This window comes from Burkholderia sp. Bp9012 (assembly GCF_003853825.1).
In the GTDB taxonomy this organism is placed as follows: domain Bacteria; phylum Pseudomonadota; class Gammaproteobacteria; order Burkholderiales; family Burkholderiaceae; genus Burkholderia; species Burkholderia diffusa.
In genome coordinates, this window is record NZ_QTQA01000009.1 from 1 (window position 1) to 23,534 (window position 23,534).

At 65.7% G+C, this 23,534-nt stretch carries 18 protein-coding genes and 1 rRNA gene; 18 read left to right on the forward strand and 1 reads right to left on the reverse strand.

The annotated features are described in order from the left end of the window. Positions 1–194 precede the first annotated feature (194 nt). The 3 genes from rrf (at position 195) to DIE11_RS13825 (ending at position 4,594) form a co-directional block, all read left to right on the forward strand. Positions 195–307 (forward strand): 5S ribosomal RNA (gene rrf, locus DIE11_RS13815). Between the two features lie 401 nt (positions 308–708). Then, positions 709–2,784, forward strand: a complete 2,076-nt coding sequence (locus DIE11_RS13820) for a molybdopterin-dependent oxidoreductase (RefSeq protein ID WP_124624673.1) — start codon at positions 709–711, stop codon at positions 2,782–2,784. Between the two features lie 136 nt (positions 2,785–2,920). Beyond that, positions 2,921–4,594, forward strand: coding sequence for a long-chain fatty acid--CoA ligase (locus tag DIE11_RS13825; RefSeq protein ID WP_124624676.1), 1,674 nt, complete (start codon positions 2,921–2,923; stop codon positions 4,592–4,594). Positions 4,595–4,973: 379 nt separating this feature from the next. Here the strand turns inward: DIE11_RS13825 and DIE11_RS13830 are convergent, their stop codons facing one another. Then, positions 4,974–6,131, reverse strand: a complete 1,158-nt coding sequence (locus DIE11_RS13830; protein WP_124624679.1) for a porin — start codon at positions 6,129–6,131, stop codon at positions 4,974–4,976. 277 nt (positions 6,132–6,408) lie between these two features. Between DIE11_RS13830 and coq7 the strand changes: the two genes are divergently transcribed. The 15 genes from coq7 to ftsA all read left to right on the forward strand — a co-directional run bounded on the left by coq7 (position 6,409) and on the right by ftsA (position 23,407). Continuing rightward, positions 6,409–7,035: a 2-polyprenyl-3-methyl-6-methoxy-1,4-benzoquinone monooxygenase gene (coq7, locus tag DIE11_RS13835; protein WP_059608158.1), complete on the forward strand. Its 627-nt coding sequence runs from the start codon at positions 6,409–6,411 to the stop codon at positions 7,033–7,035. 387 nt (positions 7,036–7,422) lie between these two features. After that, the gene (mraZ, locus tag DIE11_RS13840; RefSeq protein ID WP_006400450.1) at positions 7,423–7,851 is read left to right on the forward strand and encodes a division/cell wall cluster transcriptional repressor MraZ; all 429 of its coding nucleotides are present in this window, start codon (positions 7,423–7,425) and stop codon (positions 7,849–7,851) included. Positions 7,852–7,874: 23 nt separating this feature from the next. Beyond that, the gene (gene rsmH, locus DIE11_RS13845) at positions 7,875–8,816 is read left to right on the forward strand and encodes a 16S rRNA (cytosine(1402)-N(4))-methyltransferase RsmH (protein ID WP_124624683.1); all 942 of its coding nucleotides are present in this window, start codon (positions 7,875–7,877) and stop codon (positions 8,814–8,816) included. Then, positions 8,813–9,154, forward strand: coding sequence for a cell division protein FtsL (ftsL, locus tag DIE11_RS13850; protein ID WP_124624687.1), 342 nt, complete (start codon positions 8,813–8,815; stop codon positions 9,152–9,154). The genes rsmH and ftsL overlap by 4 nt, the downstream gene beginning before the upstream one ends. Then, positions 9,151–10,998: a penicillin-binding protein 2 gene (locus DIE11_RS13855; RefSeq protein ID WP_124624691.1), complete on the forward strand. Its 1,848-nt coding sequence runs from the start codon at positions 9,151–9,153 to the stop codon at positions 10,996–10,998. The genes ftsL and DIE11_RS13855 overlap by 4 nt, the downstream gene beginning before the upstream one ends. Beyond that, positions 10,995–12,533 carry a UDP-N-acetylmuramoyl-L-alanyl-D-glutamate--2,6-diaminopimelate ligase gene (locus tag DIE11_RS13860; protein WP_124624694.1) on the forward strand — a complete coding sequence of 513 codons (1,539 nt, stop codon included), beginning with the start codon at positions 10,995–10,997 and terminating at the stop codon, positions 12,531–12,533. The genes DIE11_RS13855 and DIE11_RS13860 overlap by 4 nt, the downstream gene beginning before the upstream one ends. Beyond that, on the forward strand, positions 12,530–13,936 hold the full coding sequence (murF, locus tag DIE11_RS13865; RefSeq protein ID WP_124624697.1) for a UDP-N-acetylmuramoyl-tripeptide--D-alanyl-D-alanine ligase: 1,407 nt from the start codon (positions 12,530–12,532) through the stop codon (positions 13,934–13,936). The genes DIE11_RS13860 and murF overlap by 4 nt, the downstream gene beginning before the upstream one ends. 16 nt (positions 13,937–13,952) lie before the next feature. Then, positions 13,953–15,122 carry a phospho-N-acetylmuramoyl-pentapeptide-transferase gene (gene mraY, locus DIE11_RS13870; RefSeq protein WP_124624700.1) on the forward strand — a complete coding sequence of 390 codons (1,170 nt, stop codon included), beginning with the start codon at positions 13,953–13,955 and terminating at the stop codon, positions 15,120–15,122. A gap of 28 nt (positions 15,123–15,150) precedes the next feature. Continuing rightward, entirely contained in the window at positions 15,151–16,659 is a 1,509-nt protein-coding gene (gene murD, locus DIE11_RS13875) for a UDP-N-acetylmuramoyl-L-alanine--D-glutamate ligase (protein ID WP_124624702.1), read from the forward strand. Then, on the forward strand, positions 16,656–17,939 hold the full coding sequence (ftsW, locus tag DIE11_RS13880; protein ID WP_059528582.1) for a putative lipid II flippase FtsW: 1,284 nt from the start codon (positions 16,656–16,658) through the stop codon (positions 17,937–17,939). The genes murD and ftsW overlap by 4 nt, the downstream gene beginning before the upstream one ends. Beyond that, complete coding sequence (murG, locus tag DIE11_RS13885) at positions 17,936–19,039, forward strand: undecaprenyldiphospho-muramoylpentapeptide beta-N-acetylglucosaminyltransferase (protein WP_059608166.1); 1,104 nt, start codon at positions 17,936–17,938, stop codon at positions 19,037–19,039. Before ftsW ends, murG begins: the two co-directional genes overlap by 4 nt. Then, a complete protein-coding gene (gene murC, locus DIE11_RS13890; protein ID WP_059608167.1) occupies positions 19,036–20,433 on the forward strand; it encodes a UDP-N-acetylmuramate--L-alanine ligase in 1,398 nt (465 codons plus the stop codon). The genes murG and murC overlap by 4 nt, the downstream gene beginning before the upstream one ends. A gap of 1 nt (position 20,434) precedes the next feature. Beyond that, positions 20,435–21,376, forward strand: coding sequence for a D-alanine--D-alanine ligase (locus DIE11_RS13895; RefSeq protein ID WP_059608168.1), 942 nt, complete (start codon positions 20,435–20,437; stop codon positions 21,374–21,376). Positions 21,377–21,395: 19 nt separating this feature from the next. Then, a complete protein-coding gene (locus tag DIE11_RS13900; protein ID WP_124624704.1) occupies positions 21,396–22,148 on the forward strand; it encodes a cell division protein FtsQ/DivIB in 753 nt (250 codons plus the stop codon). Between the two features lie 26 nt (positions 22,149–22,174). Next, positions 22,175–23,407, forward strand: coding sequence for a cell division protein FtsA (gene ftsA / locus DIE11_RS13905; protein WP_006752447.1), 1,233 nt, complete (start codon positions 22,175–22,177; stop codon positions 23,405–23,407). The last annotated feature ends 127 nt before the right edge of the window (positions 23,408–23,534 follow it).

Genomic DNA, 23,534 nt, shown 5'->3' on the forward strand with positions numbered 1-23,534 from the left:
TCAGGTGTGTAAGCGCAGTAATGCGTTCAGCTAACTGATACTAATTGCCCGTAAGGCTTGATCCTATAACAAGTCTGTCTCGCGCTGATGACAGCGCGTCGGACTGGTTGATTCTCGTGTGTGATACACACAACCTAAATTACTGCTTCTTCCAAGATTGGTTGTGCTGCGAAGCAGCGCAACAACCCTCTTTGCCTGATGACCATAGCGAGTCGGTCCCACCCCTTCCCATCCCGAACAGGACCGTGAAACGACTCTACGCCGATGATAGTGCGGATTCCCGTGTGAAAGTAGGTAATCGTCAGGCTCCCTAAGCCAGAAACCCCCGCCCAAAAGGCGGGGGTTTTTGCATTTGGGCGGCGGAAAGCACGAGTGCAGGCAATCGAACCTCTCCGGTTGTTGCTCAAGCGCGTAACCCGACCCCGCCGCTCTCCATCATCCCGGACCGATCACCCGCTTATTGGCTGCAATCTCCGGCCAGGTAGGTGACTCGTGTCCGCTCGGCGAAGCCGCCGTCAAGGTACTTTTCACACCCGCCCCCGCGTCCGTATCGTCGCATCGGCAGTTCGGAGCCGGTCCAGCGTCGACATTTTTCATCCGTTATTCCAGTCTTTTCGCTGAACAGGCGAGAAATTCGTGCGAAATGAGGTCTTAGTCGGTCCGTCCTCGTAAAATTTGCGAACCTCCACCCCAGTCGCATCCAGAATGATGAACGTCGCCACTCAGATAGCTCGGGCCGTTTGCCCGCACGATTGTCCGGACACATGCGCGATGCGCGTGACCGTCGAAAACGGCCGTGCGATCAAGGTCACGGGTGATCCCGACCATCCGCCCACGCAGGGCGTGTTGTGTACGAAAGTCAGCCGATATGCCGACCGCGTCCATCATCCCGACCGGCTCACCGTGCCCCTCAAGCGCATCGGCGCGAAGGGGGAAGGGCGCTTCGTGCCGATCAGCTGGAGTGAAGCACTTGACGAGATCGGTCGTCGTCTCGGGGAAATAGCTGCGCGTGCGCCGGAGGCGATTATGCCGTACAGCTACGCGGGAACGATGGGACTCGTGCAGGGCGAAGGCATTGCGCAGCGGTTCTTCCATAAACTCGGTGCGTCCCGGCTTGAGCGGACCATCTGCGCCGCGGCCGGTGCAGCAGGCCTGCGCTATACGTATGGCGGAAGCATCGGTATGCATCTCGAGCATTTCGAGGAAAGCGAGCTGATCCTGATCTGGGGCGCCAACCCGATCGCATCCAGCCTGCATTTCTGGACCCGAGCGCAGGAAGCCAAGCGTCGAGGCGCCCGTCTGGTCGCAATCGATCCCTACCGTTCGCTGACGGCGGAGAAATGCCATCAGCACTTCGCGCTGAAGCCGGGTACCGACGGCGCGTTCGCGCTCGGCATGATGCATGTGCTGATTACCGAAGATCTGCTCGATCACGACTACATCGCGCGTCATACGCTCGGCTTCGATGCGCTCAAGGCGCGAGCCCTGTCCTATCCGCCGGAGCGTGTCGCCCAGATCTGCGGCATCGAAGTGTCGGAACTGATCGAACTCGCACGTCGTTACGGCGCGACCCGCAAGGCGTCGATTCGCCTCAATTACGGCATGCAGCGTGTGCGCGGTGGCGGCAATGCCGTGCGTGCGATTGCGAGTTTGCCTGCGCTGACAGGCGCGTGGCGCGACCGGGCCGGCGGGCTTCTGCTGTCGTCGTCGGAATTCGCTCCGGTCAATCAGTCGGCGCTGCTGCGTCCGGATCTGATGCCAGGCTGGCCACACAGACTGCCGCGCATCATCAACATGAATGCGATCGGCGATGCACTGCTGCATCCGGGCGACGCCACCTTCGGGCCGAAGGTCGAAGCGGTGATTGTCTACAATTCGAATCCGGTCGCGGTCGCGCCCGACTCGTCGAAAGTCGCCGCCGGGTTCGCGCGCGAAGATCTATTCACGGTCGTTCTCGAGCACTTCAAGACAGATACGGTCGATTTCGCCGACATTGTGTTGCCTGCCACGACGCAACTCGAGCATCTCGACGTCCACAAGTCATACGGCCACACCTATGTGATGGCGAATCTACCGGCGATTCCGCCAGTCGGCGACGCACGGCCGAACACGGAAATCTTTCGCGGCATCGCACGCAGTATGGGGCTCGACGAGCCCGCGCTTTATCACAGCGACGAAGAGGTCGCGCAGACGGCGCTCCGTTGGGACGATTCGACGCTCGACAGCGATTGGGAGACGTTGAAGCGGGCCGGCTGGCTGAAGCTCAAGGTGGCGGACGCGCCTTTCGCGAATGGCGGCTTCCGCACACCGTCCGGCAAATGCGAGTTCTACAGTGCGCGACTCGAGCAGATGGGCATGGACCCGGTGCCCGATTATCTGCCGCCGTTCGAATCGGCGGAGGCCGCCCCTGAACTCGCCGCTCGTTATCCACTGGCGATGATTTCCCCGCCGGCCCGCCACTTCCTGAACAGCACGTTCGTGAACGTGGACAGCCTGCGCAGTACGGAAGGCCAGCCGCACCTCGATATACACCCGGCCGACGCCGACGCGCGCGGCATCGGGGAGGGCGACATCGTGCGCATCTTCAACGACCGCGGATCGATGCAGGCGGTCGCGAGAGTGACCGATCGGGCGCGGGCAGGGCTCGTCGTCGGACTGTCGATCTGGTGGAAGAAATTGTCGGCGGATGGACGGAACGCGAACGAGGTGACGAGCCAGGCGCTGACCGATCTCGGCAACTCGGCGACGTTTTACGATTGTCTGGTGGAAGTTGAGCGGATTTGACCGAACTTCTTGATATGATCAGACGAATATATTCGAAAGTTCGAAGTGGGCATCTAACCCGGTTGTCTCGGCAAGGACGAGCCGCTACGATGCGTTTTAGCACGACCATTCGAAAATCTGTGAGGAGACGCGCAGTATGAACAAAATTTGGCTGAAATCGTACCCACCCGGCGTTCCAGCCGAAATTGACGCGTCCCCGTATCCTTCCATCCCGGATCTCCTCGACGAAAGCTTCAAGCAATATCGTGACCGCAAGGCGTTCGTCTGCATGGGCAAGAGCATCACGTACGGCGAACTCGATGCGCTGTCGCGCCAGTTCGGCGCGTGGCTGCAGTCGCGCGGCCTGAAGCGCGGCGCGCGCGTTGCGCTCATGATGCCGAACGTACTGCAGTACCCGGTAGCGATCGTCGCGGTGCTCCGCGCGGGCTTCACCGTCGTCAACGTCAACCCGCTCTATACGCCGCGCGAGCTCGAACATCAGCTGAAGGACAGCGGGGCGGAGGCGATCGTCATCCTCGAGAATTTCGCGTCGACACTGCAGGCCGTCATCGCCAACACCGCGGTCAAGCATGTGGTGGTCGCGTCGATGGGCGATCTGCTGGGCATCAAGGGCTGGCTCGTCAATTACGTCGTGCGCAACGTGAAGAAGATGGTGCCGGCCTGGCATCTTCCGTCGTACACGCGCTTCAAGGCCGCGCTGTCGGAAGGTGCGCGGCAAACCTTCAAGCCGCAGAAGCTCGGCCCCGACGACGTCGCGTTCCTCCAGTACACGGGCGGTACGACGGGTGTCGCGAAGGGGGCGACGCTGTTGCATCGGAACATCGTGTCGAACGTGCTGCAGGCCGGCGCATGGCACCATCCCGCGCACGAGAAGTACCCCGAGGTGAAGCAGTTCGTGACGGTCGTCGCGCTGCCGCTCTATCACGTGTTCGCGCTGACGGTCTGCGGCTTTCTGACGATGCGCACGGGCGGCATGGGCATCCTGATCCCGAATCCGCGCGACATCGGCGGGATGATCAAGGAGTTGAAGGGTTACCAGATCTCGACGATTCCGGCCGTCAACACGTTGTACAACGCGCTGCTGAACCATCCCGAATTCAACCAGCTTGACCTGTCGAAGCTCGTGATCGCCAACGGCGGCGGCATGGCGATCCAGGAAGGCGTCGCGAAGCGCTGGTATGAGAAGACCCATACGGCGATCGTCGAGGGCTACGGCCTGTCGGAGACCTCGCCGGTCGCGACCTGCAACCCGGTAACCGCGACCGAATATAGCGGGACGATCGGCCTGCCGCTGCCGTCGACAGAAGTGGCCATCCGCGATGACGCAGGCAACGACGTCGCGCTCGGCGAGCCGGGCGAGATCTGCATCCGCGGGCCGCAGGTCATGGCCGGCTACTGGAACCGTCCGGACGAAACCGCGAAGGTCATGTTCCCGGACGGTTTCTTCAAGACCGGCGACGTCGGCGTGATGGACGCGCGCGGTTACGTGAAGATCGTCGACCGGAAGAAGGACATGATCCTGGTATCCGGTTTTAACGTGTATCCGAACGAGGTCGAGGACGTGGTGGCGTCGCACCCGGGCGTGTTCGAGGTGGCGGCGGTCGGCGTGCCGGACGAGCACTCGGGCGAAGCCGTGAAGCTGTTCGTCGTGAAGAAGGACCCGGCGCTTACCGACAAGGACATCCTCGCGTACTGCAAGGAGCGGCTCACTGGCTACAAGCGGCCGAAACTCGTCGAGTTCCGCACGGAACTGCCGAAGACGAATGTCGGCAAGATCCTGCGGCGCGAACTGCGCGACGGACGCGCATAACATCGAAGTCGAACGAACGAGCCCGGCCAATGCCGGGCTTTTTATTCGTGGTGTCGGCACCGAGGTTGCCGCGCCGAGGTCCGACGGTCGCAGGAACGGCACGCGTTCTACCGGGATGCGCCGTGGCTGACGGAGCGGCTCGACCGGATCGCCGGCGGCGGCCGCGATCCGCGATTCGCGACTCGCATGGCGCGATACCACGACGCATGCTGCCCGCCGGCAGCGGTGGCATTCCCGTCGATGAGCCGTAGGGGCCGGTTCGCCGCCGTGAACGGGCCGCCCGGCGATCGTCCTGTTCGCCGCTCACCGCTTCGCAGCCGCAAAAGAAAAAGGCGCCCGAAGGCGCCTTCAATATGCTGCGGCTTGTCAGACAAGCTGATTAGAACTTATGACGGATGCCGACGCGCGCTGCGACCTGGTTGCTGGTGCTCGACGGGTCGAGACCGTTGATCGACGCATGTGCCTGAACGACGTTGCCTGCCGAATCGAGCGTGTTGCCCGACGCATGCTGGTACACACCGATCACGTAGACGTCCGTGCGCTTGGACAGGAAGTAGTCGACGCCCAGCGAGCCTTGGTGGTACTTGGCTGCCGAGTTGCCGTCGATCTTGCTGCCTTGCGTGTAGTCGTACGCCGCGCCGACGATCAGCGCCGGGGTCAGCTGATACTTGAAGTTGATTTCGCCGTTGTTGAACGTCGCGGTCTGGTTCACGAACGGACCGACCGAGAAGCCCTTGAACTTCGTGTTCGAGTACGTCGCGCCGATCGTCGCTGCGCCGAACGTGTACGCACCGCCCGCACCGATGACCTGGTACGTGTTCGCGCTGTTCGCATATGCGCCGTAGACCGGCGACGACACGGCCGTCGCCGCAGCCGACGCGCCGGTATTGAACATGCCGCCGAAGTTCGCCGGCGTGCGTGCGTTCAAGTAGCCGACACCCAATACCAGCGGGCCGTTGTTGTAACCCGCGCCGAGCGACCAGACCTGGTTCTTCGAGAACTGGCCGGCTTGACCGCCGAAGCTGTACAGGCCGCCGAACGAGAAGCCGCCGTAGGTCGGGCTCGTGTACTTGACCGCGTTGTTCACACGGTATGCGTTGTTGAAGTTGTCGAGGTCGCCCGGGTGAGCAGCGATGTAGCCGCCCCACTGGTCGCCTGCCTCGAGCGGGCCGACGAAGTCGACGACGGAGTCGTACTGGCGACCCAGCGTGACCGTACCGTACTGGCTCGACAGGCCGACGTAAGCCTGGCGGCCGAACATCAGGCCGCCCTGGCCCAGCTTGCCGGAGTTGACGTCAAAACCGTTTTCGAGCACGAAGATCGCCTTCAGGCCGCTGCCCAGATCTTCGGTGCCGCGCAGGCCGAAGCGGCTGCCTTGCATCACGCCGCTTGCCAGACCGTACAGGTGGCCGCCCTTGGCGTTGTTGTTGAAGATGAAGCCTTCATCGATGATGCCGTAGAGCGTCACGCTGCTTTGCGCATGAGCTGCGCCAGCAAACGCGCCCAGCGCGACGAGCGCGAGAAGCGACTTTTTCATTAACGGATCTCCAAGAATCACTGAATTTTTTTGGCGGGGCGGATAGTTATGTTGTGTTGACGGGCCCCATCAACTTCGCAAGAAGTCGCACGTAATGTAACAAAGCCGATTTTTCCGACAAAGCGAAATGCCTTGGCGCAAGGCTGCCATGTTTCCTTTATGCAACAATGGTTAAAATCACGGGTTAACCGCAATTTCCGCTGAATAATCAAGTCGGTTACGCAGCGGAGCACGTGCCTTTGCCGCCCGCGGCAGCACACGCAGCCAGGAGAACAGGATGGTGTTGGATGAACTGATCAGCGAATTCGATCGCGGCCTGCGATCGCTGACCGGCATTAGCCGGATGAGCCGCCCGGTGCCTGCGCCGGCGGAGCCGCCGGCCGGCGAACTGACGCCCGCGGAGCGTACGCATGCCGCCGGGCTGATGCGCGTGAACCACGTCGGCGAGGTCTGCGCGCAGGCGCTTTATCAGGCGCAGAAGCTGACCGCGCGCTCGTCGTCGTCGAAGGCGATGTTCGAGGAAGCCGCGCGCGAGGAGGAGGATCATCTCGCGTGGACCGCGCATCGGCTGAAGGAACTCGATTCGCGTCCGAGCCTGCTCAACCCGCTGTGGTACGCTGGCGCGCTCGCGATCGGCGTCGTCGCCGGAACGCTGGGCGACAAGGTCAGCCTCGGCTTCATGGCGGAGACGGAGCGCCAGGTCGAGAGCCATCTCGACGGGCACCTGTCCGAGCTGCCGGCGACCGACACGGCGTCGCGTGCGATCGTCGAGCAGATGCGGCTCGACGAGGTGAAGCACGGCAAGGCCGCGACCGATGCCGGCGGGATCGAGCTGCCGCTGCCCGCGCGGATGCTGATGCGCGCCGCATCGAAAGTCATGACGAGCACTGCATACTATCTCTGACATTCGGGCCGGGGCGGCGTGTGACGTCGCCCTGGTCCGCCGTTCCCGATACCGCCCGTTTTTTCCGCGTTTTCCCGCCCCCGAAAGCCCCGTCCGCACGCCAGTCTGGCCCGCCTTTCTCACGTATCACCTTCACAAGTTGCACTAGCTCATTCATTTATAACGATTTTTAGCATGAAGGGCCGCATGAGCATGCGCGCGTAAGTCCTTGTTCTAACTAACAAAATTCGTCAAAAAACCGGGCCGCTCCCTTGACCGTGCCAAACCCTTCCACTAAAGTGGGAGACAGTGTGAGAAAGTGTATTTTTGTGTGATTTGGCGGGCTATTCCGGCTAAATTCTTGAGCATTGAGCGGGTGCTTCGGTGCCCTGAACGGGAGAGCGGAAAGTGTTCCAAGGGGCGTCGGCGCTGACGCTCGATGCGAAAGGGCGGATGTCGGTGCCGGCTCGCTATCGCGAAGCGCTGCAAGGACAGGCAGAAGGACGGGTGACTGTGACCAAGCACCCGGACGGCTGCCTGTTGCTGTTTCCGCGCCCCGAATGGGAAGTGTTCCGCGCCAAGATCGCCGCGCTGCCGATGGACGCTCATTGGTGGCGGCGAATTTTTCTCGGCAATGCGATGGATGTCGATCTCGACAGCGCAGGCCGGATTCTCGTATCGCCCGAGCTGCGGATGGCGGCCGGACTGGAAAAGGAAGTCATGTTGTTGGGAATGGGTAGTCACTTCGAGCTGTGGGATTCGCAGACCTACATCGCGAAGGAGCAGGCAGCGATGGCGCAGGGCATGCCCGACGCGCTGAAGAACTTCACGTTCTGATTGCGGTGACGGAGACGCCCGCGATGGGAAACGAATTGCAGCATCGGACCGTACTGTTGGACGAAGCGGTCGATTCGCTCGTGACGCGGCCGGACGGCATTTATGTCGACGGCACGTTCGGGCGCGGCGGTCATAGCCGCGCGGTGCTCGCGCGGCTGGCGCCGGCCGGCCGGCTGATCGCGTTCGACAAGGATCCGAGGGCGATCGAGACGGCGCAGCGCATCGAGGATGGGCGCTTCTCGATCGTACATGACAGCTTTGCATCGATGCGCGACGCGCTTGCGGCGCGCGGTGTCGAGAAGGTGTCGGGTGTGTTGCTGGACCTGGGCGTGTCCTCGCCGCAGGTGGACGATCCGGCGCGCGGCTTCAGCTTTCGCGCGGATGGCCCGCTGGACATGCGAATGGATCCGACGCGCGGCGAGTCGGCGGCCGAATGGCTCGCGCGCGCTTCGGTGCAGGAATTGACGGAGGTGATACGGGATTATGGGGAAGAACGGTTTGCTTTTCAGATTGCAAAGGCGCTTGTTGCTCGCCGGGCAGAGTCCGACCGTCTTGGGCCTCTCGACACCACGGGCGAGCTTGCCCAAATCGTGGGTAACGTCGTCAAAACCCGTGAGAAGGGCAAGGATCCGTCAACCCGCACCTTTCAGGCTATACGGATTCACGTCAATCAAGAGCTTGCGGACCTGCAAGTCGTACTAGACGCGGCATTGTCTTTGCTGGAGCAAGGGGGGCGGCTGGTGGTCATCAGCTTTCATTCACTCGAGGACCGGATCGTCAAGCGATTCATGCAGGCGCACGCGAGTGCGCCTGCCGTCGATCGTCGCCTGCCGATCCGTGCCGTCGACCTCCCGAGCCCGCCGCTCAAGATTATCAGCCGTCAATTCCCGAGCGAGGCGGAAGTCGCCGCGAATCCGCGCGCCCGGTCGGCCGTGATGCGCATCGCGGAGCGCGTCACGCCATGAGCCGCTTCAACATCTTCCTGCTGATCATCGTGATGGGCTGTGCGCTGTCGGTCGTCAACTCGACGAACCAGCAGCGCCAGATCTTCATCCAGCTGCAGCGCGCGCAGTCGCAGGAGCGTCAGCTCCAGCAGGACTACGCGCAGCTTCAATATCAGCAGAGCGCGCTGTCCAAGACGTCCCGCATCGAGCAGCTCGCGAACGATTCGCTGAAGATGCAGCCGATCACGACGGGCCGCACCCAGTACCTGACGCTGCCGCCGGGCGCCGCGAAGGCGATCGACGCGCCGATTCCCGCGTCGGCCGATACGGCCAGCAAGGGCAACGGAGGCGCGCGATGAAGCCGTCGCAAAAGCGCCAGGACGTGAAGTTCTCGTCGAGCCCCGTGCTCGGCGTGCACCTGCCGATGTGGCGCTCGAAACTCGTCGTGTTCCTGCTGTTCATGGCGTTCGTCGCGCTCGCTGCGCGGGCGTTCTGGATCCAGGGGCCCGGCAACGCGTTCTACCAGAAGCAGGGCGAGAGCCGCTACCAGCGCACGATCGAGCTGCCGGCAACGCGCGGCAAGATCCTCGACCGTAACGGGCTCGTGCTCGCGACGAGCCTGCCCGTGCGCGCGATCTGGGCGATTCCGGACGCCGTGCCGGACGATCTCGACGCCGGCAAGGTCAACCAGCTCGGCAAGCTCCTCGGCATGACGCCGAAGGAACTGCGCGTGAAGCTGTCGCAAGACAAGGGTTTCGTCTACGTAAAGCGCCAGGTGCCGATCGACGTCGCGGACAAGGTCGCCGCGCTCGACATTCCCGGTATCTATCAGCGCAATGAATACAAGCGCTTCTATCCGGAAGGCGAGATTACCGCTCACCTGATCGGCTTCACGAACGTCGAGGACGAAGGGCAGGAGGGCGTCGAACTCGGCGACCAGAAGATGCTGTCCGGCACGTCCGGCGTGCGCCGCGTGATCAAGGACCGGATGGGGCACATCGTCGAGGACGTCGCCGAACAGATTCCGCCGCACAACGGGACGGACGTCGACCTGTCGATCGACAGCAAGATCCAGTACATCGCGTATGCGAACCTGAAGGCCGCCGTCGAGAAGTTCAAGGCGAAGGCCGGCGCTGCGATGGTCGTCGACGTGCGCACCGGCGAGGTGCTGGCGCTCGTCAACTACCCGACGTACAACCCGAACGACCGCTCGCGCATGACGGGCGAGCAGTTGCGCAACCGGATCATGACCGACGTGTTCGAGCCGGGGTCGATCATGAAGCCGTTTACGGTGTCGCTCGCGCTCGACCTGCACCGCGTGACGCCGAACACGCTCGTCGAGACGGGCAACGGGCATTTCGTGCTCGACGGCGCACCGATCACCGACGACGCGGGTTTCGGCACGCTGACGGTCGGCGGCGTGATCCAGAAGTCGAGCAACATCGGCGCGACGAAGATCGCGATGACGATGCGGCCCGAGGAAATGTGGAATATGTATACGAGCATCGGCCTCGGCCAGGCGCCGAAGGTCGGGTTCCCGGGCGCGGTGGCTGGCCGCCTGCGTCCGTGGAAGAGCTGGCGTCGCATCGAGCAGGCGACGATGTCGTACGGCTACGGCCTGTCGGTGTCGCTGTTCCAGCTCGCGCGCGCATACACGGCGATCGCGCATGACGGCGAGCTGATGCCCGTGACCATTTTCAAGACCGACCCCAACCAGCCGGTCGTGGGTACGCAGGTGTTCAACCCGACCACCGCGCGCGAGGTGCGTGCGATGCTCGAAACGGTGGTGGCGCCGGGCGGCACGTCGCCCGATGCGGCCGTGCCGGGTTATCGCGTCGGCGGCAAGAGCGGTACCGCTTACAAGCACGAAGGCCACGGCTACACGCGCAAGTACCGCGCGTCGTTCGTCGGCATGGCGCCGATGCCGAACCCGCGCATCGTCGTCGCCGTGTCGGTCGACGAACCGACCGCCGGCAGCCACTTCGGCGGCCAGGTGTCCGGCCCCGTATTCTCGGCGATCGCGGGCGATACGATGCGCGCGCTGAACGTGCCGCCGAACATGCCGATCAAGCAGCTCGTCGTGTCCGACGACGCGCCCGGCGCGCCCGCCGCGACGGGCCCGCAAAAGCTCGCCGCGGGCGGCGGTGCGAAGCATATGATCGTATCCAGCACGACACGTAATTCACCAGGAGTTGTTCGATGAGCGCCGCTCGCAGTTCCCATCCGGCGCATCAGCAGATCGCGGCCGCGCTTGCGTGGCTGCGCCAGCATGTGGCCCCCGCGGCGCAACTGCATGCCGACACGCGCAGCCTGCAGGCTGGCGACGTGTTCCTCGGCTATGCGGTCGACGGGGCGGACAATCGCGCCTTCATTTCCGATGCCGTCGCGCGCGGCGCGGCCGCCGTGCTGTATCAGCCGGAAGGTCTCGAAGCCGCACCGGCCGTACCGGTCGCACTCGCGGTGCCGGCGCTCGACCAACTGGCCGGCGAGATCGCCAGCGGCTGGTACGGCGACCCGAGCGACAGCCTGCTCGCCATCGGCGTGACCGGCACCAACGGCAAGACGTCCTGCACCCAATGGATCGCGGCCGCGCTGACGGCGCTGCACCAGCCGTGCGCGCTGATCGGCACGCTCGGCAGCGGCATGCCGGGGCAACTGGTGCCGACCGGCTTCACGACGCCGGACGCGCCGCAGCTGCAGCGGAGCCTCGCGCAACTGCACGACGCGGGCGCGAAAGCCGTCGCGATGGAAGTGTCGTCGCACGCATTGCATCAGGGGCGCGTGAACGGCACGGCATTCGACATCGCCGTCTTCACGAACCTCACGCAGGATCACCTCGACTATCACGTCACGTTCGACGCGTACGAAGCCGCGAAGTCGAAGCTGTTCGCGTGGCGCGGTCTGCGCGCAGCGGTCATCAATCGCGACGACGAAGCCGGCCGCCGCCTGCTTGACAAGCTGGCCGGCCGCGTGCGCACGATCGCATACGGGATCGGCGACGCGCAGGCGGCCGACGCCGATCGCGAACTGGTCGCGCTCGACGTGCGCGCGACCACGACGGGCACGGCCTTCCGTCTGCGCTCGTCGTGGGGCGACGCGGACGTCGAGGTCGGCACGCTCGGCACGTTCAACGTCAGCAACCTGCTCGCGGTGCTCGGCTCGCTGCTTGCGGCCGACCTGCCGTTCGACGCGGCCGTCGCGGAGATTGCGCGGCTCGAGTCCGTCAACGGGCGCATGCAGCGCCTTGGCGGCCGGCTGCAGAACGACGAACCGCTGGTCGTGATCGACTACGCGCATACGCCCGATGCGCTCGACAAGACGCTCGACGCGTTGCGCCCGATCGCGGCGGCGCGCGGTGGGCGGCTCGTCTGCATGTTCGGCTGCGGCGGCGATCGGGATGCGACGAAGCGCCCGCTGATGGGCGCGATCGCCGAGCGGCTCGCCGACGAAGTCGTCGTCACGAGCGACAATCCGCGCAGCGAGGATCCGCAGCGCATCATCGATCAGGTCATCGCGGGGATGACCGCGCCCGATCGCGCTCGCCGCATCGAGGATCGCGCGAGCGCGATCCTGCAGGCCGTGCGCGGCGCGGCCCGCGAGGATGTCGTCGTGCTGGCCGGCAAGGGGCACGAGGCGACGCAGGAAATCATGGGCAAGAAGCGCACGTTCTCCGATCAGGATCACGCGCGGCTCGCGCTTGCGGCACGCGCGACGCACGGCAAGGGAGGCGGCGAATGACGATGCTCAGTCTCGGCGAAGCCGCGCGCCTGATTCCCGGCGCCACCGTCCGCGGCGATTCGGATACCACGTTCGAGCGCGTGTCGACGGACAGCCGCACGGTCGGTCCGGGCGACCTGTTCGTCGCGTTGAAGGGCGAGCGCTTCGACGCGCACGACTTCCTCGGCGACGTGGCCGCGCGCGGCGCAGCCGCGGCGCTCGTCGCGCACGCGCCGGCGGGCCTCGCGATGCCGGTCATCGAGGGCGGTGAAACGCGTGCCGCGCTCGGCGCACTCGCGCACGGCTGGCGCAAGCGCTTCGCGGTGCCGCTCGTCGCGGTGACGGGCAGCAACGGCAAGACGACCGTCAAGGAAATGATCGCGTCGATCTTCGCGGCTGCAGTCGGCACCGACGCGCGGCTGGCGACGGCCGGCAACCTGAACAACGACATCGGCGTGCCGCTGACGCTGCTGCGCCTGTCGGGCGCACATCGCGTCGCGGTGATCGAGCTCGGGATGAATCACCCGGGCGAGACCGAAGTTCTCGCGCGCCTCGCGGCGCCGACCGTTGCGCTCGTCAACAATGCGCAGCGCGAACACCAGGAATTCATGGCGACGGTCGAGGCGGTCGCGCTCGAACACGCGGCCGTGATCCACGCGCTGACGCCGGACGGCGTCGCGGTGTTTCCGGCCGACGATGCGTACGCCGGTATCTGGCGTGTCGCGGCGACCGGCAACCGGATTCTCGATTTCGCGCTGCACGACGCCGAACGACAGGTCGAAGCGCAGGTCACGGGCCGTTTGCACGGCGGCGAGCTTGCAATCGACACGCCGTCCGGCCCGGTGACGGTGCGGCTGCGCGCGCTCGGCGAGCACAACGCACGCAACGCATTGGCGGCAACGGCCGCGGCACTCGCGGCCGGTATCGAGCTGGCCGCGATCAAGCAGGGCCTCGAATCGTTCGAGCCGGTCAAGGGCCGCTTGCAGGTCCGGCGAGCGGTCGTCGGCAGCCTCGCGGGCGCGACGGTCGTCGACGACACCTACAACGCGAACCCCGATTCGATGCGCGCGGCGATCGACGTGCTGGCCGCGCAACCTGAGCCGCGCGTGCTGGTGATCGGCGACATGGGCGAGGTGGGCGACGAAGGCCCGGCATTTCACCGGGAGATCGGCGCGTATGCGCGCGAGCGCGGCATCGACGCGCTGTTCGCACTCGGCGATGCGTCGCGCGATGCATGTACCGCGTACGGCGACACGGCCCGCCATTTCGATGACGTCGGCGCGCTGGTGACGGCACTGCTCGCTGCGGGCTACGGCGCGCAGGCGACGGTGCTCGTGAAGGGCTCGCGGTACATGAAGATGGAGCGCGTGGTCGACGCGCTGACGAAACAACCCGCGGCGGGCACGGTGCCCGCTGCACACTGAGTAGAAGGAAGGAAGCATGCTGCTGGCGCTGGCGCAATGGCTGCAAGGAGACGCAAGCTTTTTGCGCTTGTTCACGTACCTCACGTTCCGTGCGGTGATGGCCACCATCACCGCGCTGGGGATCGGGCTCGTGTGCGGACCGTGGGTGATCCGCAAGCTGACGCAAATGAAGGTTGGTCAGGCCGTGAGAAAGGACGGGCCGCAGACGCACCTGGTCAAGTCCGGCACGCCGACGATGGGCGGCGTGCTGATCCTGATCGGCATCGCGGTCGCGACGCTGCTGTGGGGCGACCTGACGAACCGTTTCATCTGGATCGTGATGCTCGTCACGTTCGGTTTCGGCGTGATCGGCTGGGTCGACGATTACCGCAAGGTCGTCCACAAGGACCCGCGCGGGATGTCGTCGCGCGAGAAGTATTTCTGGCAATCGGTGATCGGGCTGTTCGCAGCCGTCTACCTCGCCTTCAGCGTGTCCGAAGCGAACAACGTGCGCGTGTTCGACCTGTTCATGGCATGGGTGAGGAGCGGCCTGTCGATGGGGCTGCCGGCGCGCGCCGACCTGATGCTGCCGTTCCTGAAGTCGATCAGCTACCCGCTGGGCGTGTGGGGCTTCATCGTGCTGACCTACTTCGTCATCGTCGGTGCGAGCAACGCGGTGAACCTGACCGACGGGCTCGACGGCCTCGTGATCATGCCGGTCGTGCTGGTCGGCGGGGCGCTCGGCGTGTTCGCGTACGTGATGGGCAGCTCGGTCTATTCGAAATATCTGCTGTTCCCGCACATCCCGGGCGCCGGTGAATTGCTGATCTTCTGTTCCGCGATGGGCGGGGCAGGGCTCGCGTTCCTCTGGTACAACACGCACCCCGCGCAGGTGTTCATGGGCGACGTCGGCGCGCTGGCGCTTGGCGGCGCGCTCGGCACGGTCGCGGTGATCGTGCGCCAGGAAATCGTGCTGTTCATCATGGGTGGCATCTTCGTCGCGGAAACACTGTCGGTGATGCTGCAGGTGTCGTGGTTCAAGTACACGAAGAAGCGTTACGGCGAAGGGCGGCGCCTGCTGAAGATGGCACCGCTGCATCACCATTTCGAATTGTCCGGCTGGAAGGAAACGCAGGTGGTGGTGCGTTTCTGGATCATCACGCTGATGCTGTGCCTGTTCGGTCTGTCCACCCTCAAGCTGCGGTAAAGGAAAGGTAACAAGGATGTCTGGCGAGATGTTTGGAGATCGGCAGCGGCCGATGGTGCTCGTACTGGGGTTCGGGGAATCGGGTCTCGCGATCGCGCGATGGTGCGCGAGGCACGGGTGCCGGCTGCGTATTGCCGATACCCGCGAGGCGCCGCCGAACCTTGCCGCGCTGCAGGCCGAAGGCATCGATGCGGAGTTCGTCGGCGGCCCGTTCACGCCTGCGCTGCTCGACGGCGGCGTCGAGATCGTCGGGCTGAGCCCCGGCCTGTCGCCGCTCGAACCGGCACTGGCGGCGCTGATCGCGGCCGCGAACGAGCGCGCGATCGCGGTGTGGGGCGAACTCGAATTCTTCGCGCAGGCGCTGCGCGCGCTCGGCACGAGCGGCTATCAGCCGAAGGTGCTCGCGATCACCGGCACCAACGGCAAGACCACGACGACGAGCCTCACGGGCCTGCTGTGCCAGCGTTCGGGCAAGAAGGTCGCCGTCGCCGGCAACATCAGCCCGGCGATGCTCGACCGGCTCGCGGGTGCGATCGACGATACGGCGCTGCCCGACGTCTGGGTGCTCGAACTGTCGAGCTTCCAACTCGAGACGGCCCGCACGTTCGCGCCGGATGCGGCCGCGATCCTCAACATCACGCAGGATCACCTCGACTGGCACGGCAGCTTCGACGCCTATGCGGCCGCGAAGGGCCGGATCTTCGGCGCGACGACCACGCGCGTGCTCAATCGCGACGATGCGGCCGTGATGAAGTTCGCACCGGCCGCCGGCGCGGCCGATGCGGCGCGCACGGTCACGTTCGGCCTGAACGAACCGACGCAGGACGGCGACTACGGCCTGTCGCGCGACAACGGCATTGCGTGGCTGGTCGAAGCGGTCGACCGCGACGCGCCGGACGAGACGACGAGCCGTCGCCGCAAGCGCGACGCCGCGCATACGCCCGACATCGCGCAGAAGCGCCTGATGCCGGCTGACGCGCTGCGCATCCGCGGGCTGCACAACGCGGCGAACGCGCTGGCCGCGTTCGCGCTTGCACGCGCGATCGACCTGCCGGCCGCGCCGCTGCTGCACGCGCTGCGCGAGTATCGCGGCGAGGCGCATCGCGTCGAAGTGATCGCGACGATCGACGACGTGGACTACGTCGACGACAGCAAGGGAACGAACGTCGGCGCGACGGTGGCCGCGCTCGACGGGCTCGCGCAGAAGATCGTGCTGATCGCCGGTGGCGACGGCAAGGGCCAGGATTTCGCGCCGCTGGTTGCGCCGGTCGCGCGCTGGTGCCGTGCCGTGATGCTGATCGGCCGCGACGCGCCGGCGATTCGCGACACGCTCGCCGAAACCGGTGTGCCGCTCGCCGACCACGCGACGCTCGAAGGCGCGGTGCGTGCCGCCGCCGATCTCGCCGAGCCGGGCGATGCGGTGCTGCTGTCGCCCGCGTGCGCGAGCCTCGACATGTTCAGGAACTACGCCCATCGCGCGGACGTGTTCCGCGCGGCGGTGGATGAAATCGCCATCGACAAAGGAGCGACGCCATGAGCTGGTCCGATCGCCTCGTGTCCCGTTTCAACGACCGGCGCGACGCCGGCGGCAATGCCGCCGGCGGCCGCGTCGCGTCGGCCACGCGCGCCGCGACCGGCGGCCTCGCGAGCGTCGTGAACGGCGTTCGGCCGAGCCGCTCGCGCATGCTCGACTTCGACTACTCGCTGCTGTGGGTCGCGATCGCGCTGCTCGGGCTCGGCGTCGTGATGGTGTATTCGGCGTCGATCGCGATGCCCGATTCGCCGAAATACGCGTCGTATCACGACTACGCGTTCCTGATGCGCCACTGCGTGTCGCTCGTCGTCGCGTTCATCGCGGCGGTGATCGCGTTCCGCGTGCCCGTGTCGACCTGGGACAAATACGCGCCGCATCTCTTCCTGATCGCACTGGTCGGCCTCGTGATCGTGCTGATCCCGCACGTAGGCAAGGGTGTGAACGGTGCGCGCCGCTGGATTCCGCTCGGCATCACGAACATGCAGCCATCGGAAATCATGAAGCTCGCGGTGACGATCTACGCGGCGAACTACACGGTGCGCAAGCAGGAGTACATGCAGAGCTTCGCGAAGGGCTTCCTGCCGATGGCGTTCGCGGTCGGTCTCGTCGGCGCGCTGCTGCTGCTCGAGCCGGACATGGGCGCGTTCATGGTGGTCGCCGCGATCGCGATGGGCGTGCTGTTTCTCGGCGGCGTGAACGGCAAGCTGTTCGGCGGCCTGGTGGCGACGGCGGTCGGCACCTTCACGATGCTCGTATGGCTGTCGCCGTGGCGTCGCGAGCGGATCTTCGCCTACCTCGATCCGTGGGACGAGCGCTATGCGCAGGGCAAGGCATACCAGCTCACGCACTCGCTGATCGCATTCGGCCGCGGCGAGTGGTTCGGCGTCGGCCTCGGCGGCAGCGTCGAGAAGCTGAACTACCTGCCCGAAGCGCATACCGACTTCATCCTCGCGGTGATCGGCGAGGAACTCGGCTTCGTTGGCGTGCTGGTCGTGATCCTGCTGTTTTACTGGATCGTGCGCCGCGCGTTCGAGATCGGCCGTCAGGCGCTCGCGCTCGACCGCACGTTCGCGGGCCTGATGGCGAAGGGCATCGGCATCTGGTTCGGCGCGCAGACGTTCATCAACATGGGCGTGAACCTCGGCCTGCTGCCGACCAAGGGCCTGACGCTGCCGCTCGTGAGCTACGGCGGCTCGGGCATCCTGCTGAATTGTGTCGCGCTTGCGGTGCTGTTGCGGGTCGACTATGAAAATCGCGTACTGATGCGGGGAGGGAAGGTATGACCGCGTCGCGACGCACGCTGATGGTGATGGCAGGCGGCACCGGGGGCCACGTGTTCCCGGGGCTCGCCGTCGCGCACCGGATGGAAGCGGCGGGCTGGCGCGTCGTATGGCTCGGCAATCCGGCCGGGATGGAAGCGACGCTCGTGCCGAAGCACGGCATTCCGATGGAATACGTGCGCTTCGGCGGACTGCGCGGCAAGGGCCTGAAGACCAAGCTGACGCTGCCGTTCAACCTGCTGCGCGCATGCTGGCAGAGTCTCGGCGCGCTGCGCCGCGTGCGGCCGGACGTCGTGCTCGGGATGGGCGGCTACATCACGTTCCCGGCGGGCGTGATGACCGCGCTGTCGGGCCGCCCGCTCGTGCTGCACGAACAGAATTCGATCGCCGGTCTCGCGAACAAGGTGCTCGCGAAATTCGCGAAACGCGTGCTCGTCGCGTTCCCCGGCGCACTGCCGCACGCGGAATGGACCGGCAACCCGATTCGCGCGGAACTTGCGCGCACGGAAACGCCCAAAGCACGCTATGCGTCGCGCAGCGGTCCGCTGAACGTGCTGGTCGTCGGCGGCAGTCTCGGCGCCGCCGCACTGAACGAAGTCGTGCCGCGCGCGCTGGCGCTGCTGGCGCCGGGCGAGCGCCCGCGCATCGTGCACCAGGCCGGCGCGAAGCACATCGAGGCGCTGAAGGCGAATTACGAAGCGGCCGGATTCGCCGGCGGCGACGACGTGCGGCTCGTGCCGTTCATCGACGACATGGCGACCGCGTACGCGGCGGCGGATCTCGTGATCTGCCGCTCCGGCGCGATGACGGTATCGGAAATCGCGGCGGTGGGCGTGGCGGCGCTGTTCGTGCCGTTCCCGTACGCGGTCGACGACCACCAGACGACCAACGCCGCGTTCCTCGCCGATGCGGGCGCGGCGGTGCTGGTGCAACAACGCGACCTGTCGGCGGAACTGCTTGCCGACTGGCTGCGCGGCCAGTCGCGGGCGTCGCTCGCGGACATGGCGGAGCGTTCGCGCTCGCTGGCGAAGCCCGAGGCCACCGACGAAGTCGCGCGCGTCTGCGCGAAGGTGGCCGGCGCGAACCTGGAACAACTGCAATGAAACACATCGTCAAACACATTCATTTCGTCGGGATCGGCGGCGCAGGCATGAGCGGCATCGCCGAAGTGCTCGTCAACCTCGGCTACGAGGTCAGCGGCTCCGACCTGTCGCGCAACGCGGTGACCGACCGTCTCGCGGCGCTCGGCGCGCGGATCGCGATCGGGCACGACGCGGCGAACATCGAGGGCGCGAACGCGGTCGTCGTGTCGACGGCCGTGCGCTCGGACAACCCCGAAGTGCTGGCCGCGCGCCACCAGGGCGTGCCGATCGTGCAGCGCGCGGTGATGCTCGCGGAGCTGATGCGCCTGAAGCAGGGGATCGCGATCGCCGGCACGCACGGCAAGACCACGACGACGAGCCTCGTCGCGAGCGTGCTCGCGGCGGGCGGGCTGGACCCGACTTTCGTGATCGGCGGCCGGCTGATCAGCGCCGGCGCGAACGCGCGGCTCGGCACGGGCGACTTCATCGTCGCCGAGGCTGACGAGTCGGACGCGTCGTTCCTGAACCTGTATCCGGTGATCGAAGTCATCACGAACATCGACGCCGATCACATGGACACCTACGGCCACGATTTCGCGCGGCTCAAGCAGGCGTTCATCGAATTCACGCAGCGCCTGCCGTTCTACGGCAGCGCGGTGGTGTGCGTCGACGATCCGAACGTGCGGCAGATCATCCCGTTCATCTCGAAGCCGGTCGTGCGCTACGGGCTGTCGCCGGACGCGCAGGTGCGCGCGGAAGACATCGATGCGCGCGACGGCCGGATGCATTTCACGGTGATTCGCGAAGGGCGCGCGCCGCTCGCGGTGGTGCTGAACATGCCGGGCCTGCACAACGTGCAGAACGCGCTCGCGGCGATCGCGATCGCGACCGATCTCGGCGTGGCGGACGACGCGATCCAGCTGGCGCTGGAGGAATTCAACGGCGTCGGCCGACGCTTCCAGCGCTACGGCGAGGTGCCGAGCGCGGACGGCGGCCATTACACGCTGATCGACGACTACGGCCACCACCCCGTCGAGATGGCCGCGACGATCGCGGCCGCGCGCGGCGCCTTCCCGGGCCGCCGCCTCGTGCTGGCGTTCCAGCCGCACCGCTACACGCGCACGCGCGACTGTTTCGATGACTTCGTCAATGTGCTGTCGACGGTCGACGCGCTGGTGCTGACGGAAGTCTATGCCGCGGGCGAAGCGGCGATCGCGACGGCCAACGGCGACGCGCTGTCGCGTGCGCTGCGCGCGGTGGGCAAGGTTGACCCGGTGTTCGTCGCGACGGTCGACGACGTGCCGGACGCACTGGCCAGGGTCGCGCAGAACGGCGACGTGGTGATCACGATGGGCGCGGGTTCGATCGGCGGCGTGCCGGCGAAGCTCGTGCAACACACACAACAGAAGGCATGACATGAGCGGGATCGATCCGAAACGTTTCGGCAAGGTGGCGGTGTTGTTCGGTGGCGAATCCGCCGAGCGCGAGGTGTCGCTCACCTCGGGCCGTCTCGTGCTGCAGGGCCTGCGTGACGCGGGCGTCGACGCGCATCCGTTCGACCCGGCCGAGCGGCCGCTGTCGGCGCTGAAGGACGAAGGCTTCGTGCGCGCGTTCAACGCGCTGCATGGTGGCTACGGCGAGAACGGCCAGATCCAGGGCGCGCTCGATTTCTACGGTATCCGCTACACGGGCAGTGGCGTGCTCGGCTCGGCGCTCGGCCTCGACAAGTTTCGCACGAAGCTCGTGTGGCAACAGACGGGCGTGCCGACGCCGCCGTTCGAGACGGTGATGCGCGGCGACGACTACGCGGCCCGTGCGGCGGACATCGTCGCGAAGCTCGGCCTGCCGCTGTTCGTGAAGCCGGCGAGCGAAGGCTCGAGCGTCGCGGTGCTGAAGGTGAAGACGGCCGACGCGTTGCCCGCCGCACTGTCGGAAGCCGCGGCGCACGACAAGATCGTGATCGTCGAGAAGAGCATCGAAGGCGGCGGCGAGTACACCGCGTGCATCGCCGGCGATCTCGACTTGCCGCTGATCAAGATCGTGCCGGCCGGCGAGTTCTACGACTACCACGCGAAGTATGTCGCCGACGATACGCAGTACCTGATTCCGTGCGGGCTGCCGGCGGAACAGGAAGCGGAACTGAAGCGCATCGCGCGCCGCGCGTTCGACGTGCTCGGCTGCACCGACTGGGGGCGGGCTGACTTCATGCTCGATGCCGCCGGCAACGCGTATTTCCTGGAAGTGAACACGGCCCCCGGGATGACCGACCACTCGCTGCCGCCGAAGGCCGCGCGGTCGATCGGCATCAGCTATTCGGAGCTGGTCGTGAAGGTGCTGTCGCTTACGCTCAACGACTGACGCAGGAACGGAACGACGTATGTGGAACAACGTTCGCCAACTCAACCTTGCCGCCAGCGCGCTGTACGCGCTGTTGCTGCTCGTGTTGGCGGCGGCCGGCTGCTACTGGCTGATCCAGCGTCCGACGTTCGCGCTGCGCGAAATCCGGATCGACGGCGACACCGAGCACATCAACACGCCGACGGTGCGTGCGGGCGTGGTCGGCCGGCTGAAGGGCAATTTCTTCACGGTCGATCTCGATACGGCGCGTGCCGCGTTCGAGCAGATGCCGTGGGTGCGCCACGCGAGCGTGCGCCGGGTGTGGCCGAATGCGCTGGCTGTCACGCTCGAGGAGTACAAACCGCTCGGGACCTGGGGCAGCGCGCAGCTCGTGAGCGTCGACGGCGAGCTGTTCACCGCGAACCAGGGCGAACTGGACCAGGAACTGCCGGCGTTCGACGGCCCGGAGGGTAGTGCGAAGGAAGTCGTCACGCGGTATCGCGACTTCACGAACTGGTTTGCGCCGCTGAAGGCGGCGCCGGAAGAAGTGACGCTGTCGGCGCGCTACGCGTGGACGGTGAAGCTGTCGAACGGCATGCAGGTCGAACTGGGCAAGGAGCGCACCAGCGAGACCCTGCGTGACCGGAGCCAGCGCCTCGTCGCCGCGTGGCCGGCCGTCACGGAGCGTTGGGGCAACGACATCGAGTATGCGGACCTGCGTTATCCGAACGGATTCGCGATTCGTGCGGCAGGCATGCGGTTCCTGACCGATACCGACAAGCGCAAGAAGTAACGAGAGATCACACGCAAGAGCACTTTATGAGCAAAGACTACAAGGATCTGCTGGTTTCCCTCGACATCGGCACGTCGAAGGTGGTGGCCATCGTCGCCGAGCTGAAGGGCGAAGGCCATTACGAGGTGATCGGCCTCGGCCAGAGCGAATCGAAGGGTCTGAAGAAGGGCGTGGTGGTCAATATCGAGGCCACCGTGCAGTCGATCCAGCGCGCGCTCGAGGAAGCCGAGCTGATGGCCGATTGCAAGATCACCAACGTGTTCACGGGGATTGCCGGCAGCCACATCCGCAGCTTCAACTCGAGCGGGATGGTCGCGATCAAGGACAAGGAAGTCACGCAGACCGACGTCGCGCGCGTGATCGAGACCGCGAAGGCGATCAACATCCCGACCGACCAGCAGGTGCTGCACATCCTCACGCAGGAATTCATCATCGACGGTCAGGAAGACGTGCGCGAGCCGATCGGGATGAGCGGCATCCGCCTCGAGGTGAAGGTGCACATCGTGACGGGCGCGGTCAGTGCCGCGCAGAACATCGTCAAGTGCGTGCGCCGCTGCGGGCTCGAAGTGAACGACCTGATCCTGCAGCCGCTCGCGTCGTCGCTGGCCGTGCTGACGGAAGACGAGAAGGATCTCGGCGTGGTGCTGGTCGACATCGGCGGCGGCACGACCGACATCGCGATCTTCGCCGAAGGCGCGATCCGCCATACCGCGGTGATTCCGATCGCCGGCGACCAGATCACGAGCGACATCGCGATGGCGCTGCGCACGCCGACGCCGGACGCGGAAGACATCAAGGTCGGCTACGGGATCGCGAAGCAGGCGCTCGCCGATCCGGACGAGATGGTCGAAGTGCCGGGCCTCGGCGAACGCGGCCCGCGCACGCTGTCGCGCCAGGCGCTCGCGGCCGTGATCGAGCCGCGCGTCGAGGAACTGTTCTCGCTCGTGCAGCAGGTCGTGCGCGAGTCGGGTTACGAAGAACTGCTGAGCTCCGGCGTGGTCATTACCGGCGGGGCTTCGATGATGCCGGGCATGGTCGAGCTCGGCGAAGACATTTTCCTGAAACCGGTGCGCATCGGCGCGCCGGAATACGCAGGCGGCCTCGCCGATGTGGTGCGCAATCCGCGCTACTCGACGGCGATGGGCCTGCTCGTCGAAGGCAGCGCACAGCGCATGCGCGGTCGCAAGGTCGCCGTGCAGTCCGGCAACGCGGGGCAGATCTTCTCGCGGATGAAGGAATGGTTCCTGAGCAATTTTTGAGTACACCCACGGCTCGGCATGCCGAGCCTGCCCCCCGAGGGGGCCAGGAAAACCCGGGGCGGCCCGGCGTTTTCTTGGGGACGAACCGAATCGAAATTCGCGCCGGTGCCGGCGGCTGGCGCGCGAC